Source organism: Pseudomonas sp. GW704-F2, from assembly GCF_059423025.1.
Genome location: NZ_JBWKXO010000041.1, coordinates 14,420 through 28,761, shown reverse-complemented (window position 1 = coordinate 28,761; position 14,342 = coordinate 14,420). Strand labels below are relative to the sequence as shown.

Annotated in this window: 13 protein-coding genes; 4 read left to right on the top strand and 9 right to left on the bottom strand. The window is 61.1% G+C overall.

The window, feature by feature from the left end; translation table 11 throughout:
* Positions 1 to 110: 110 nt before the first annotated feature.
* Positions 111 to 542 (top strand): hypothetical protein, encoded by a 432-nt coding sequence (locus AC07W0_RS25395; protein ID WP_102618741.1) that lies wholly within the window; start codon positions 111 to 113, stop codon positions 540 to 542.
* A gap of 330 nt (positions 543 to 872) precedes the next feature.
* Positions 873 to 2,201: a putrescine-ornithine antiporter gene (gene potE, locus AC07W0_RS25390; RefSeq protein WP_102618742.1), complete on the top strand. Its 1,329-nt coding sequence runs from the start codon at positions 873 to 875 to the stop codon at positions 2,199 to 2,201.
* A 120-nt stretch (positions 2,202 to 2,321) separates the two neighbouring features.
* Here the strand turns inward: potE and AC07W0_RS25385 are convergent, their stop codons facing one another.
* The 6 genes from AC07W0_RS25385 to AC07W0_RS25360 form a co-directional block, all read right to left on the bottom strand.
* Complete coding sequence (locus AC07W0_RS25385) at positions 2,322 to 4,064, bottom strand: ABC transporter substrate-binding protein (protein ID WP_046487167.1); 1,743 nt, start codon at positions 4,062 to 4,064, stop codon at positions 2,322 to 2,324.
* Positions 4,065 to 4,233: 169 nt separating this feature from the next.
* Positions 4,234 to 4,506: a DUF2160 domain-containing protein gene (locus AC07W0_RS25380; RefSeq protein WP_010567825.1), complete on the bottom strand. Its 273-nt coding sequence runs from the start codon at positions 4,504 to 4,506 to the stop codon at positions 4,234 to 4,236.
* A gap of 10 nt (positions 4,507 to 4,516) precedes the next feature.
* Positions 4,517 to 5,317, bottom strand: coding sequence for a carbohydrate ABC transporter permease (locus AC07W0_RS25375; protein WP_017846707.1), 801 nt, complete (start codon positions 5,315 to 5,317; stop codon positions 4,517 to 4,519).
* Between the two features lie 10 nt (positions 5,318 to 5,327).
* On the bottom strand, positions 5,328 to 6,194 hold the full coding sequence (locus AC07W0_RS25370; RefSeq protein ID WP_102618743.1) for a carbohydrate ABC transporter permease: 867 nt from the start codon (positions 6,192 to 6,194) through the stop codon (positions 5,328 to 5,330).
* Positions 6,191 to 7,288, bottom strand: coding sequence for an ABC transporter ATP-binding protein (locus tag AC07W0_RS25365; RefSeq protein WP_102618744.1), 1,098 nt, complete (start codon positions 7,286 to 7,288; stop codon positions 6,191 to 6,193). The genes AC07W0_RS25370 and AC07W0_RS25365 overlap by 4 nt, the downstream gene beginning before the upstream one ends.
* Positions 7,288 to 8,382 carry an ABC transporter ATP-binding protein gene (locus AC07W0_RS25360; protein ID WP_102618745.1) on the bottom strand — a complete coding sequence of 365 codons (1,095 nt, stop codon included), beginning with the start codon at positions 8,380 to 8,382 and terminating at the stop codon, positions 7,288 to 7,290. The genes AC07W0_RS25365 and AC07W0_RS25360 overlap by 1 nt, the downstream gene beginning before the upstream one ends.
* A gap of 328 nt (positions 8,383 to 8,710) precedes the next feature.
* Here AC07W0_RS25360 and AC07W0_RS25355 point away from each other — a divergent pair, with 328 nt between their 5' ends.
* A complete protein-coding gene (locus AC07W0_RS25355; RefSeq protein ID WP_102618746.1) occupies positions 8,711 to 10,528 on the top strand; it encodes a sigma-54-dependent Fis family transcriptional regulator in 1,818 nt (605 codons plus the stop codon).
* A gap of 92 nt (positions 10,529 to 10,620) precedes the next feature.
* Positions 10,621 to 10,950 (top strand): DUF7693 family protein, encoded by a 330-nt coding sequence (locus AC07W0_RS25350; RefSeq protein WP_046383018.1) that lies wholly within the window; start codon positions 10,621 to 10,623, stop codon positions 10,948 to 10,950.
* Here AC07W0_RS25350 and AC07W0_RS25345 read toward each other — a convergent pair.
* From AC07W0_RS25345 to AC07W0_RS25335, 3 genes are all read right to left on the bottom strand, one after another.
* A complete protein-coding gene (locus AC07W0_RS25345) occupies positions 10,920 to 13,037 on the bottom strand; it encodes a TonB-dependent receptor family protein (protein ID WP_102618747.1) in 2,118 nt (705 codons plus the stop codon). The genes AC07W0_RS25350 and AC07W0_RS25345 overlap by 31 nt on opposite strands.
* Positions 13,038 to 13,175: 138 nt before the next feature.
* Entirely contained in the window at positions 13,176 to 13,445 is a 270-nt protein-coding gene (locus AC07W0_RS25340; RefSeq protein WP_017846713.1) for a hypothetical protein, read from the bottom strand.
* Between the two features lie 127 nt (positions 13,446 to 13,572).
* A complete protein-coding gene (locus AC07W0_RS25335; protein WP_102618748.1) occupies positions 13,573 to 14,286 on the bottom strand; it encodes a hypothetical protein in 714 nt (237 codons plus the stop codon).
* Positions 14,287 to 14,342: the final 56 nt, after the last annotated feature.

Genomic DNA, 14,342 nt, shown 5'->3' with positions numbered 1-14,342 from the left:
GCGTTCAAGCCGGCGTCCGGCGCTAATGTGATGCAAATAGTCCCCAAAACCGTGCTTGGCTGCTATTGTGCCGCGCTTTGAAAAGCCGCCTACCAGCAAGGAATTGGACGTTGAACACTGACGAAAAAATGACCGGAGACCTGTTCGAGGTGGATAAGCGTCTGTCACTCAAACCCGTGGTGGACTTCAACGCCTACCTGCGCAACGCATTCGGCGACGGCCCCTGCACCTGCGTGCGCTGTTCTGCCGCTGGCGGGGAGGAAACCGGCTATGAGTTCCAGCACACCTTCAACCTCGACACCAAACCCACCCACCGCCGCTTTGCCTCGACGGCCGGCAGCGATGTGCTGTTGATGTTGAAAAAGGCGTGGCTGTCGTACACCAAGGCGGAGTTGCCGCTCAGTGGTGTGCTGGCATTGCCGACGGTGAAGGAGTTTGTCGAGCCACAGTTGCACAAGCGCCTCGCCCCGTTGTTTCTGGCCAGTGGGTTGGCCAAGGATGTCGACGGCGAACTGCGCATCCAACCGCAGGCCATGGCCTGATCCCGCTCTTGAATGTGCGGCTCAGGCGTCGGGGTGATAAATCGAACCGTTGAGTGAGCACAGTAGCGAGCGTCCTACCCAGGGACGCCACTGTCCCTACGCCAATCCTGCCTATTTCGGCTTTTTCCTTGCGCAAGTTTCATCAGTGGGATCAGCATGGCCCTCAATGAATAGCCGCTTGATCGAATAACGCGCCTTCACCACCAAAGCCGAACACCGTCGCACCGAGACGGGCATCCTGCGCGTGACGATGTCGCCCGACTGCCGCCGCGCAGGGTTGGCGCAGCGAAAGCACAGCTCAGGTTTTGCGTTGATCACAAGGAGTTCTGGATGGCCGCACCAAGCAAGAAGATGAGCCTGTTGGGCCTGACCACCCTGGTAGCGATCAACATGATGGGCTCGGGGATCATCATGTTGCCGGCCAGCATGGCGCAACTGGGCGCGATTTCGCTGCTGTCGTGGGTCGTCACTGCGCTCGGTTCGATGGCGATCGCCTACGGCTTCGCTCAATGCGGGCTGTTCTGTACCCACAGCGGCGGGATGTCGGCGTATACCGAGGAGGCCCACGGCAAGTCGGGGTTTTTCCTGTGTTCGTTTCTGTATTTTCTGTCGCTGATCATTGCCAATGTGGCGATTGCGATTTCGGCGGTGGGTTATTTGTCGTCGTTCATTCCGTGGCTGGGCAGCGGGCCGGGGCCGTTGTTCGTCGGCAGCCTGGCGCTGATCTGGCTGACCACCGTGGCCAACTTCGGCGGCCCGCGCATCACCGGGCGCATCGGAGTGGTCACGGTATGGGGCGTGATCATTCCAGTGGCGGGACTCTGCGTGATCGGTTGGTTCTATTTCAAGCCCGAGGTGTTCACGGCCGCCTGGAACCCACACCAACGGCACCTGTGGGACGCCGTCAGTGCGAGTATTCCTCTGACCTTGTGGGCGTTTCTTGGCATGGAGTCGGCCGCCCAGGGCTACGACGCGGTGGAGAACCCCAACCGCACCGTGCCCCTGGCCTGCCTGCTCGGCACGCTTGGGGTGGCGGTGGTGTATGTGCTGTCGACCGCGGTGATCCAGGGCATCGTGCCCAATGCCGAACTGGCCGCGTCCTCCGCACCGTTCGCACTGGTTTACGCACAGATGTTCAGCCCCTGGGTCGGCAAGCTGATCATGGCGCTGGCGGTGGTGGCCTGTATCGGTTCGTTACTGGGCTGGCAATTCACCCTGGCGCAAACGGCCAAGATGTCGGCGGACCAACGCCTGTTTCCGCGGTTTTTCAGCCGCATCAGCGCCGCGAATGCGCCGGTGCTGGGGCTGCTGGCGTGTGCCACGCTGCAAAGCCTGATTGCCTTGTCGACCATCTCGCCCAGCGCCAGCGCGCAGTTCAGCAAACTGGTGAACCTGGCGGTGGTGACCAACCTGCTGCCCTACGTGACCGCCCTCACCGGCCTGCTGGTGATGATGTACAAGGCACACGCCAGCGCAACGGTGCAGGCGCGCAATACGCTGGTGGTGCTGGTGGCCGTGGGGTATTCGCTGTATGCGATTTATGCCTGCGGTGAAGAGGCGGTATTTGGCGCGATGCTGGTGCTGGCGTTCGGGTATCTGTTGTATGGCTTCCTGGCCAAGCGGTTTGTCGGGGAACCGGCAGATTCCCCTGGCAGATGAAGATCAAAATGTGGGAGGGGGTTTGCCCCCGATTGCGCCAGTCGATACGTGTATTGACTGAACCACCGCTATCGGGGGCAAGCCCCCTCCTACAGTATTTACCGCGTTTGCCTGAACTGATTATTTACGCGCCGCCTCCCACTGCTTGAGCAGGTCGCCGTAGGCCACGGTTTCGCCTTTGGGTTTCTCGTTAGCCAGTTTCGGCTTCGGCGCGCCGGGCTGGTCGAACCAGTATTGGGCGTCACGTTCCGGGTTCATTTTCGGACCGCACACCGGTTGCACTTTGGAGCGCTCCAGGCGCGTCATGATCGCGTCTTGCTCCTTGGCCAGGTTGTCGAGCGCCTGTTGCGGGGTTTTCTCGCCGCTGGCCGCCGCCGCAATGTTGCTCCACCACAGTTGCGCCAGGCGTGGATAGTCCGGCACGTTGGTGCCGGTCGGGGTCCACTCGACCCGGGCCGGGCTGCGGTAGAACTCCACCAGGCCGCCAAGCTTCGGCGCCAGGTCGGTCATGGCCTGGGAATTGATGTCCGACTCACGGATCGGCGTCAGGCCGACGATGGTTTTCTTCAGCGACACGGTTTTCGAGGTGACGAACTGCGCGTACAGCCAGGCCGCGAGCTTCTGCTTCTCAGGCGTCGACTTGAGGAAGGTCCAGGAACCCACGTCCTGATAACCCTTCTTCATGCCCTTTTCCCAATAAGGCCCGACGGGCGACGGCGCCATACGCCATTTCGGTGTGCCGTCGGCGTTGACCACGGGCAGGCCCGGCTTGGTCATGTCGGCCGTGAACGCGGTGTACCAGAAAATCTGCTGGGCGATGTTGCCCTGGGACGGCACCGGGCCGGATTCGGAGAAGGTCATGCCCGCCGCTTCCGGCGGTGCGTAGGCTTTCATCCAGTCCACGTATTTCTGCGTGGCGAACACGGCGGCCGGGCCGTTGGTGTCGCCGCCCCGGGTCACGCTGGAGCCCACCGGGTGGCAGTCCTCGACGCGAATGCCCCACTCGTCCACCGGCAAACCGTTGGGCAAACCCTTGTCGCCACCACCGGCCATGGAGAACCAGGCATCGGTGAAGCGCCAGCCGAGGGACGGGTCTTTCTTGCCGTAGTCCATGTGCCCATAGATGCGCTTGCCGTCGATTTCCTTGACGTCCTCGCTGAAGAACTTGGCGATGTCTTCATAGGCCGACCAGTTCACCGGCACGCCGAGGTCGTAGCCGTATTTTTCCTTGAACTTGGCTTTCAGCTCCGGCCGCTCGAACCAGTCAGCGCGGAACCAGTACAGGTTGGCGAATTGCTGGTCGGGTAACTGGTAGATCTTGCCGTCCGGCGCGGTGGTGAAGGAGATACCGATAAAGTCCTTGATATCCAGGGTCGGCGAGGTGAAGTTCTTGCCTTCGTTGGCCATCAGGTCAGTGATGGATTCGGTTTTGCCGTAGCGAAAGTGCGTACCGATCAGGTCGGAATCGTTGACCCAGCCGTCATAGATATTCTTGTCGGACTGCATCTGGGTTTGCAGCTTTTCCACCACATCGCCTTCCTGCAGCAGGTCGTGGGTCAGCTTGATACCGGTGATTTCACTGAAGGCCTTGGCCAGCACCTTGGATTCGTACTCATGGGTGGTGAGGGTTTCCGACACCACGTTGATCTTCATCCCACGGAACGGTTCGGCGGCCTTGATGAACCACTTGAGTTCCTCGAGCTGCTGGTCGGCCGTGAGGGTCGACGGCTTGAACTCGCTGCCGATCCATTTTTTCGCCGCTTCTTCATACGCATCGGCCCAGGCCGTAGCACTCAAACCACTGAGGGCCAGTACGGCGGCCAATGAAATGCTATGTCGCAGCTTATTGTTTTTATCGAACATAGAGACCTCCTGGTTGATTTCAAAAGGGACTACAAACGCCACACACCCCTTGTAGGAGCGAGCTTGCTCGCGAAAAACGCCCAGACACCGCGCACGCCCAGAAACGCCGCGTTATCGTTGACGAATTTCGCGAGCACGCTCGCTCCTACAGAGAATAGAGGCATCCGCACTAGCCCCAACGCATCACACACAACAGCCATACAAGGGAGAGCGCGGACGCCACCCAGATGCTCCAGTCGGTTACGCCGATCACCAGCAGGTGCAGGTAGGCGCTACCGAGAAGACCGATAAACAAACGATCACCACGGGTGGTGCTGATCGGCAGAAACCCGCGCCGAGGGATACTCGGTGCGCGCAGTTCCCAAGTAGTCATGCCCGCCAGAATCAGGGCGATACCGCCAAAGAACAGCGCGGTGGGGGTGGTCCAGGCCATCCATTCCATCATCGACTCCTCAGACCCGGCCCAGGGCAAAGCCCTTGGCCACGTGGTTGCGTACAAACCAGATCACCAGCATGCCGGGCAGGATGGTCAACACCCCCGCCGCCGCCAGCACGCCCCAGTCGATCCCCGACGCCGAGACGGTACGGGTCATCACCGCCGCGATGGGCTTGGCATTGACCGAAGTCAGGGTGCGCGCCAGCAGCAGTTCGACCCAGGAAAACATGAAGCAGAAAAACGCCGTCACGCCGATGCCGGAGCCGATCAATGGGATAAAAATCTTCACAAAGAACTTGGGGAAGGAGTAGCCGTCGATGTAGGCGGTTTCGTCGATTTCCTTGGGCACACCCGACATGAAGCCTTCGAGAATCCACACCGCCAATGGCACGTTGAACAGGCAGTGCGCCAGGGCCACCGCGATATGCGTGTCGAACAGGCCGATGGACGAATACAGCTGGAAAAACGGCAACAGAAACACCGCCGGCGGCGCCATGCGGTTGGTCAGCAGCCAGAAAAACAGGTGCTTGTCGCCCAGGAAGCGATAGCGCGAGAACGCATACGCCGCCGGCAGCGCCACGCTCAAGGAGATCAGCGTGTTCAGGCTCACGTAGTACAGCGAGTTGAGATAGCCGGTGTACCAACTCGGGTCAGTGAAGATCACCTTGTAGTTGGCCAGGGTGAAATCCTGCGGAAACAGCGTCAGCCCGCCGAGGATTTCGGTGTTGCTTTTGAAGGACATGTTCAGCAGCCAGTAGATCGGCACCAGCAGGAACAGAATGTAGATCAGCAGCGGTATGACTTTGCGCTTGCTCATGTTGGTGGCCTCAGCGGTTGGCGTCGGAATGGGTCATGGCGGTGTAGAACAGCCAGGACACCAACAGGATGATCAGGAAGTACACCAGGGAAAACGCCGCGGCCGGGCCCAGGTCGAATTGGCCGACAGCCATCTGGGTCAGCGTCTGGCTGAGGAACGTGGTGGCGTTACCCGGCCCGCCACCGGTCAGTACGAAGGGCTCGGTGTAGATCATGAAACTGTCCATGAAGCGCAGCATCACCGCGATCAGCAGCACACTTTTCATCTTCGGCAGCTGGATATGTCGGAAAACCGCCCAGGCCGACGCCCGATCGATACGCGCCGCCTGGTAGTACACGTCTGGAATAGCGCGCAGCCCCGAGTAGCACAGCAGCGCCACCAGGGAGGTCCAGTGCCAGACATCCATCACCAGCACCGTGACCCAGGCGTCCATGGTGTTGGCCGCGTAGTTGTAGTTGATGCCCAGCGCATTGAGGGTAGAGCCGAGCAGGCCGATATCGGCGCGGCCGAAAATCTGCCAGATGGTGCCCACCACGTTCCACGGAATCAGCAACGGAATGGCGAGGATGATCAGCACCAGCGATGACCAGCGGCCCTTGGTCGGCATGGTCAGGGCGATGGCGATGCCCAGCGGGATTTCGATCAGCAGCACGCACGCCGAGTAGATGAACTGGCGCAGCAGCGAGTCGTGCAGACGCGGGTCGAGTAGCACCTGCTTGTACCAGTCGGTGCCAACGAAATAGCGGCTGGACTGGTCGAAAATGTCCTGCACCGAGTAGTTGACCACCGTCATCATCGGGATCACCGCACTGAATGCCACCAGCAGGAACACCGGCAACACCAGCCACCAGGCCTTGTTGTTCTGCACCTTGTTCATGGCCGCACCTCCAGCAGGTAATCGTCGGCGTAGAGCATCAGCCACTGCGCGGGGAAGCTGATAGAAGCTGTGCCTTGGGGCACCGGTTTGTCTTCGGCCAGGCGCACTTTCAGGGTGGCGCCGTCCAGGTTCAGGGTCAGGATCTTGTAGGTGCCGAGGTCTTCAATATGGGTGACGTCGGCTTGCAGTGCGTCAGGGTTATGCTCATCCCACACATGAATGAATTCCGGGCGGATGCCCACCTGCAAGGTCGTGTAGGGCGTGTCGGCGAGGCGTTGCTGCACGGCCTCGGACAACCGCAGATGGGTGTCGGCAAAGCGCACTCCGCCGGCCTCAGCCTGCACTTCGATCAGATTCATCCCAGGGCTGCCGATGAAATAGCCGACAAACGTATGGCTCGGCCGCTCGAACAACTCCCGCGGCGTGCCGAATTGCACGATTTGCCCGCCGTACATCACCGCGATCTTGTCGGCGAAGGTCGAGGCTTCCAGTTGATCGTGGGTCACGTAGACCATGGTGATATTGAACTGCTCGTGGATCTGCTTGAGCTTGCGCCGCAGTTTCCATTTGAGGTGCGGGTCGATCACCGTCAGCGGTTCATCGAACAGGATCGCCGAGACGTCGTCACGCACCAGGCCCCGGCCCATGGAGACTTTCTGTTTTTCGTCGGCGGTGAGGTTGCGTGCCTTTTTGCTCAGCAGGCTTTGCAGGTCAAGGACTTCGGCGATTTCCTGCACCTTGCTGTGAATTTTCGCCTCGGCCATGCCCTGGTTACGCAACGGGAAAGCCAGGTTGTCGAACACCGTCATGGTGTCGTACACCACCGGGAACTGGAACACCTGGGCGATGTTGCGTTTTTCCGGGGTCAGCTCGTTGACCACTTTATGGTCGAACAGCACTTGCCCTTCGGACGGGCTGAGCAGGCCGGAGATGATATTGAGCAGGGTTGATTTGCCGCAGCCCGAAGGCCCGAGCAAGGCGTAGGCGCCGCCCTGCTCCCATACGTGGTTCATTTCCCGAATGGCGTAGTCCTCGGGACCTGTCGGCGTAGGGCTGTAGCTGTGCGCCAGGTTCTGCAAATGGATCTCGGCCATCAGGCAACCCTCGCGACACGGCGTCCGGGGGCCTGGACCAAGCGGCCCTGGCCATCAAACACAAACAGTTTATGGGTGGGGATATACACACGGATCGGCGCGTCGACGTCGTACTCATGCACCCCCGGCAAGTGCAACACCAGCAGGAAATGCTCGCTGCGCACATGCAGGAAGGTTTCCGAGCCGCTGATCTCGGCGACTTCCACGGTCACCGCCAGTTCGAGGTCGTCGTCGTTGCTGGGCACCAGGCTGATATGGCTGGGGCGCACGCCAAAGCGGAACTCGCCCTCGCCGATGGGACGCAGGTCAACATTGAGTGGGAAGTGTACGAAATTGGCGAAGCTCACTTCATTGCCGCTGATGCTGCCCGGCATCAGGTTGATCGGCGGTTCGGAAAACAACTCGGCAGCCAATACGGTCTGCGGCTGGTGATACACCTCGGCGGCCTTGCCGCTCTGGATCACCCGGCCTTCGTGGAGGATGGTGGTGGTGCCACCGAGTGCCAGCGCTTCGTTGGGCTCGGTGGTGGCGTAAATCGCAATGGTGTGGCGGGCCTTGAACAGCTCGCGCATTTCCTGACGCAGCTCTTCGCGCAGTTTGTAGTCCAGGTTCACCAACGGCTCATCGAACAGGATCAGTTCGGCATCCTTCACCAACGCGCGGGCCATCGCCGTGCGTTGCTGCTGGCCGCCGGACAGCTCCAGCGGGTGGCGCTTGAGGAACTTCTCGATGCGCAGCATCTTCGCGGTTTCCAGCACCTTGCTCTGGATCAGCTCGTTGGACACACCGGCCTGGCGCAACGGCGAGGCGATGTTCTCGAACACGGTCATGGTCGGGTAGTTGATGAACTGTTGATACACCATCGACACGTTGCGCAGGCGCACCGGTTTAGCGGTGACATCCACGCCGTTCATCAGGATGCGACCGCTGTCGGGCTTGTCCAGGCCGGCCATCAGGCGCATCAGGCTGGTCTTGCCGGACAGGGTGCGACCGAGCAGCACATTGAAGGAGCCGGCCTCGAAACGCAGGTTGGCGTCGTCGATCCAGGTCTGGCCTTCGATGACGCGGGAGACATGTTCCAGGGTCAATGACATGACACGCCCTTTTTTATTATTGGAATGAATCTGGCCAGTGGTCACAGCGAGTTTCGTGCCAACCGCAGCAGGTGCTTGATCCACAAGGAAATGCCCTGAAAGCGAGGTTCGGGAGCGAACAAAAATGAACAATTCGGACTGAACAACTGAACACTCAGCGGGTTGACAATGAACAGTTCTGAACAACACTGTTTGAACCCGATTGACTGAACAACGCAGAACACATGTGGGAGGGGCGGTGCGACTATTCGACTTGCCCCCTCCCACATTGACCGGGTGACATCCGTTAGATTGCGCAAGACCCAAAAACAATAAAAAGAAGGTCTCCATGGCCGAACCGCTGACTCACGACACCCTCATCCAGGAGTCCTGGCGCCGCTGCCGCGCATTCGGCCTGGACCACCAGAGCCCACCCAGCTTTGACCAACTGCCCGCCGAGGGCATCAGCCAATTGCTGGAGAGCCAGCATTCCCTGGTGCAGACCACCCACCAGGAAGTGTTGCCTTACTACGAGAACATCCTGAGCAACTCCAACTGCCTGATCATGCTGGCCGACAACCGGGGCCAGGTTTTGACGTCGTGGGGCACCCAGCGCTTTATCGACCCCAAGTTGGCCCGTGGCTTCAGCCCCGGCGCCAGCTGGATGGAGCGTTCCAGCGGCACCAATGCCATCGGCACCGCGCTGGCCTGTGTCCAGGCGGTGCATATCGAACACGATGAACACTTCCTCAAGGCCAACCGCTTCATGACCGGTTCGGCGGCGCCGATCTTCGACGCCCAGCGCGAAATCATCGCGGTGCTGGACGTGTCCAGCGACAGCTACCTGCCGCCCTCCCACACCCTGGGCATGGTCAAGATGATGAGCCAGACCGTGGAAAACCGGCTGATCCTCAACCTGTTTCGCGGCGAGCATTTCCAGCTGACCTTCAACACCGGGCTGAACAACCTCGACAGCCAATGGGCGGGCCTGCTGATCTTTGATGAAAGCGGCCAGGTGTTATCGGCCAACCGCCGCGCCGACAACCTGCTGGGCATCAGCCTGTCGCGGGTGATGATCGACCGTTTGTTCAAGGTGTCGATGCTGGAGTTACTGAATCAGCCGGAGGGTTTGCCGTTCTCCTTGCAGGCGGCCGGCCGCAATCGCTTCCAGTGTTTATTGAAGCGGCCCAAGCAGATGCCGGTACACGCGCGGGTTTTCAGCGAACCGGCGCCGCCGCAAGCCGTACCGATCAGCCTCAAGACCCTGCATTTTGGCGATGTGCGCGTGGAAAAAGCCGTGCGCCAGGCCGAACGCCTGCTGGAAAAGGACATTCCGCTGCTGATCCACGGTGAAACCGGCGTGGGCAAAGAGGTATTCGTCAAAGCCCTGCACCAGGCCAGTTCGCGCAGCCAACAGGCCTTTATCGCGGTGAACTGTGCGGCGATTCCCGCTGAGCTGGTGGAATCGGAACTGTTCGGCTACGAAAAAGGCGCCTTCACCGGCGCCAATCAAAAAGGCAGCGTCGGCCTGATCCGCAAGGCCGACAAGGGCACGCTGTTTCTCGACGAGATCGGTGATATGCCACTGCCGACCCAGGCCCGCTTGCTGCGGGTCTTACAGGAACGCTGCGTGCAACCGGTGGGCAGCAGCGAGTTGTTCCCGGTGGATTTGCGCATCATCTCCGCCACCAACCATGTGCTACGCGAGCAGGTGCAGGCCGGGCGCTTCCGTGAGGATTTGTACTACCGCATTGGCGGGCTGACCCTGGAGTTGCCGCCACTGCGCGAGCGCACTGACAAGCAGGCGTTGTTCCAACAACTGTGGCAGCAACACCGCGAACCGAAGCAGTGGGCCGGGCTGAGCGCCGAGGTGCTGGCGTTGTTCGAGCAGCACCCGTGGCCGGGCAATTTGCGCCAGGTCAGCAGTGTGTTGCAGGTGGCGTTGGCCATGGCCGAGGAGCAGCCGATCCGCCCGGAGCATCTGCCGGACGACTTCTTCGTCGATCTGAACGTGACGGCGCCGCTGCCCGCCAGCGCGCCTCTGGAGGACAGCATTGACCTGACGCGGCGATTGAAAGCGGCAGGCGGGAATATTTCCCACCTGGCGCGGGAACTCGGCGTGAGCCGCAACACCCTGTACAAGCGCCTGCGCCAAGGCAATGACTGAAACCCGGGCAGCAATCGACCGCTGCCCTCTCAGGCTTGAAACCGCCTCGCCCGCACGCGACACTGCGCCGCTCCATCACGAGGACACCGCCGATGACCGCAACCGCCGCCACCGTTTCTGCACGGGAGGCTTATCAAGTGCTCAAGGATATGGCCCTGGAAACGCGGGTCATCAGCGCCTGCGCGGCAGCGGATGACACGGTGAGCGTGGAAACCGACGGCTGGCGGATGGTGCTGCTGACCCAAGGTGCGGTGCTGGTGGGGTGCCAGCACTGCCGCTCACCCGACGGGCGGCATGGCTCATTGGACAGTTGGCAACGCTATGGCACCAACCCAGTGGCATTGATGAGTACGTGGGAGCACGCGCAAGTCGAGCGTCTGTTGTCGGTCTCTCAACGCCAGCTCCACGACACGCCGGTGTAGATGCCCCGACCATCCCCGGGCGTGGAGCGGGCGGCGTCCAGGCCCTTGTCGTCATAACCCGGGGTGACGGTGTTGGCGTAGCGGCGGTTGGTCAGGTTGCGCAGGTCAACCCAGGCTTGCCAGTCCTGCTGCGGGGCGTCGTAGCCGAACGTGGCGCCGAGTAAGGTATAGGCCGCCGCGTAGTAGGAATTGGCGTAATCCACCGCCACCCGCGAGGAATGCTCGGTGTTGAGACTGGTGTAGAAACCGGTCGGATGGCTGTAGCGCAACTGTGCCTGGTAGTAGTGCTTGGGAATGCCCGGCAAGGTGTTGTCGCCGAAGCGGTCGTCGTTGCGGTAGTGGAAGTCGCTGAAGGTGTAGGCCTGGCGCAGGGCGAGCTTACCGCTGCGGCCGCCATCCCACAGCAGGCTGAGCAGGCTCAGTTCGACACCTTGGTGAACCGTGGGGCTGGCGTTGGCCTCGGCGAGGATCGCGTTGGTGGTGGGGGTCTGGGCCTGGGTTTCAACGGTGAGCAACTCGTGGCGCACTTCCGAGCGGTACAGTGCCAGGTCCCATTGGCCGAACCACGCGTCACCACGGCCGCCGACTTCCAGGGTGGTGGCGGTCTGGTTTTTCAAACTCACGCCTTCGCGTTGCAGGCCGGTGGCCGGGCCGCTGCCCGGCCCGAAGTATTTGTTGGAACCCCAGATCATCGACCAGGCATGCGGCGGCTCGACCGAGCGGCTCAGGTTGCCGTACACCTGCAATTGCGGGGTGAAGTCATAGCGCAGGCCGATGCGCGGCGCATAGTCCCAGTCATGTTGACTGAGCGGCGCCTGGCCGTCGGGATAGGTCACCTGGGTTTCGCGGCGGGTGTAGATCGCGGCCAGGCCGGTGGTCAGCCACAGGTCCGGGACCAGTTCCAGGTCGTTGCCGATATGCAGCACGGTGTCGGAACCCAGGTAGCTGTAGTCGCGGGTCTTGGTGCCGGGGGCATAGCCTGCGGTATTACCGACAGGAATTCGCACGTATTCCGACGCGCCATTGTTGGGCATCGCCTGGGTGGTGCGCAGGCCGATCGTGGTTTTACTGTCGTGACCGAACAGGGTGTCCTGGCGAATGTAGTTCAGCGTGCCGCTGATATCGGTGTAGGCGACTTTCAGGCGATTGGTGCCCTCGCGCAGGTCCATCGGGTAGTCGTGATAGGCCAGGCCGACTTCCAGCCGTGCGTTGTCGTCGAGCTGCAACGTGGTCTTGTTGGCGATCCAGGTGGAGCCCGGTTGCAGGCGTTTTGAGTCGCGGGCGGCGTTGAAGCTGTTGGCGGCACGCGGATCATGGCTGATCTGGTAGCGCGTGAGCTTGCCTGGCGTGTCGTTGGTGGTTTCGCGGTAGCGCAAGTAAAAGCGCGTCTCCAGGTTCGGGTTGAAACGGTAGCCGAAGTTGGCCGCGACGCCCTTGCCCGTGCCGGCGCTCTGCTGCTGATAGCCGTCGGATTCGGAATCGGTGAGGCTGATGTAATAGTCGGCATCCCCCAGCACCTGGCCCGAACTGATCTCGTGCTGGGCATAACCACGGCTGCCCGCTTCGTAGCGCACTTGCAGCTTGGGTGCGTCGTAGCCGGTGTGGGTCACGTAATTGACCGCCCCACCCAGGGCCAGTGCGCCCTGATCAAAACCGTTGGCACCGCGCAGCACCTCGACGCGGCTTTGCCACAAGGGGTCCTTGAGTTCATAGGGCGTACCGCCGGGGCCCGTCAGCGGCAAGCCGTCGAGCGTCTCGTACAACCCGGAAGCATGGGCGCCGGGGCTGCGGTTGAGGCCCGAGCCACGGATCGAGAGTTTGACGCCTTCATTATTCGCCGCCTTGGCGTACACCCCGGCCTGATACTTGAACACGTCCTCGTTGGTGCTCACCCGCCCCTGTTGCACGCTGCCCATGTCGATGTAATTGGTGCCGCCGGGCACGCGCTTGAGCTGCGCCTGCGCCACTTCAGCCGCGCTGGCTTCGCTGGTGGTGACTTCGACCGGCGCCAGTTGCAGGTCTTCGGCCTGCACAAGGGAACTGAGGGTCAGGGCAGCAAAAAGCAGCGGGGGTTGGCGCAGCAACATGGGGCGGGTCCTTGGAATGCGGGGGCGTGAAGGCCAGGCCTCGCACGCGAACTGTGATGGGAAGACCGGGACGCTCGCCAGGTCACGCCTTATTCACGGCGCAGAGCCTTCCCGGCCTCTGAAAAAACTACCTGTCTCCTAGCCCGCGGCGGACGCCAGCGCGCGCATGAAGTCATCCGCCTCCGACCCCGCCGGAAAGCGGAACCCGTACATTTCGTCGGTCGTCAGAATGCTGTTGAGGGCGTCGCGAAATTGCGCCTCAGTCGGCGACTCCTGCAGCAGTTTGTGTGCCGGTAACAACAGCTCGGCAGAGACGCCTTGCGCACTCGCGGCGTCAATCACCGCAAACAGGATAAATCGCAGGCGAATTTCGCGATCCGTGGGCCAAACCGTTTTTCGCTTACCCAAGGTAGGGCCTCATATTTAAGAAAAGTCCGAGGCTATTGCCGACAGATGGGCGTTTCAAGCAGTGCAGTGCAAGATAGGGCACTTCCTACAGAGGAAACGGAAACACCGCACTCAACGGCCCTAACGCTCACTGCACCGGCAGAAAATTCATCAGCAACAGGCTTTGCGCGTAATTGACGCCAATGCGTCGGTAGCGCTCATCGAGCATCTGGGTCAGCAGGTCGAGTCGCGCGACGATCTTGCCGAACTCAACGGCGAAACTGAGGTTACTGCCCTCCTCCGAGATCTCGTTGGAAAACAGCAGCAGCACGCCATTGGCATCCTGACGCTGGCTGAGCAGCCAGGTGGCCTTTTCGATATTGCGCGCCGCGTTGCTGACGAATTGCGGGTTGATCGTGTCAGAGATATAGAACCGGGTGCGCCCGCCATGTGCAGTCACCAGCATGCTGCCAATCGCATAGATAAACGCCCCGACCCGATCGCCGCGAAACTCGGGGCTCAAGGAGTAACTCAGGGCTGCCAGATCGCGACGATCCCCCAGGGCGGGCAGCGGTTGACGGTTTTCGATGGCCGAACGGATTTCCCGCGCCGCGCTCACCGCGTCCAGGTAACCCGACTGCCGCCACTGGTTGGGGTTGCGCAGGTACAGCTTGTTCATCAGCAGATACAGGCTTTGCAGGTTATCGCGCATGCTGAGGGTGGCCATGCGGTCGACGCTGGTCTGGAGAAACTCATCAGGCTTGCCATTGCTGAATTGCCTGGCGATATCGCGCCCCTGTTGCTGGCTGCAGGCGGTGGTGCAGAGCAGAAACACGAGGACGAGCCAGCGCGGGCGGTTCATCCATCGGCAGGTAAGAGGCGGGAACGTATGATCCATCGGCACCAGGTCTAGTTCTT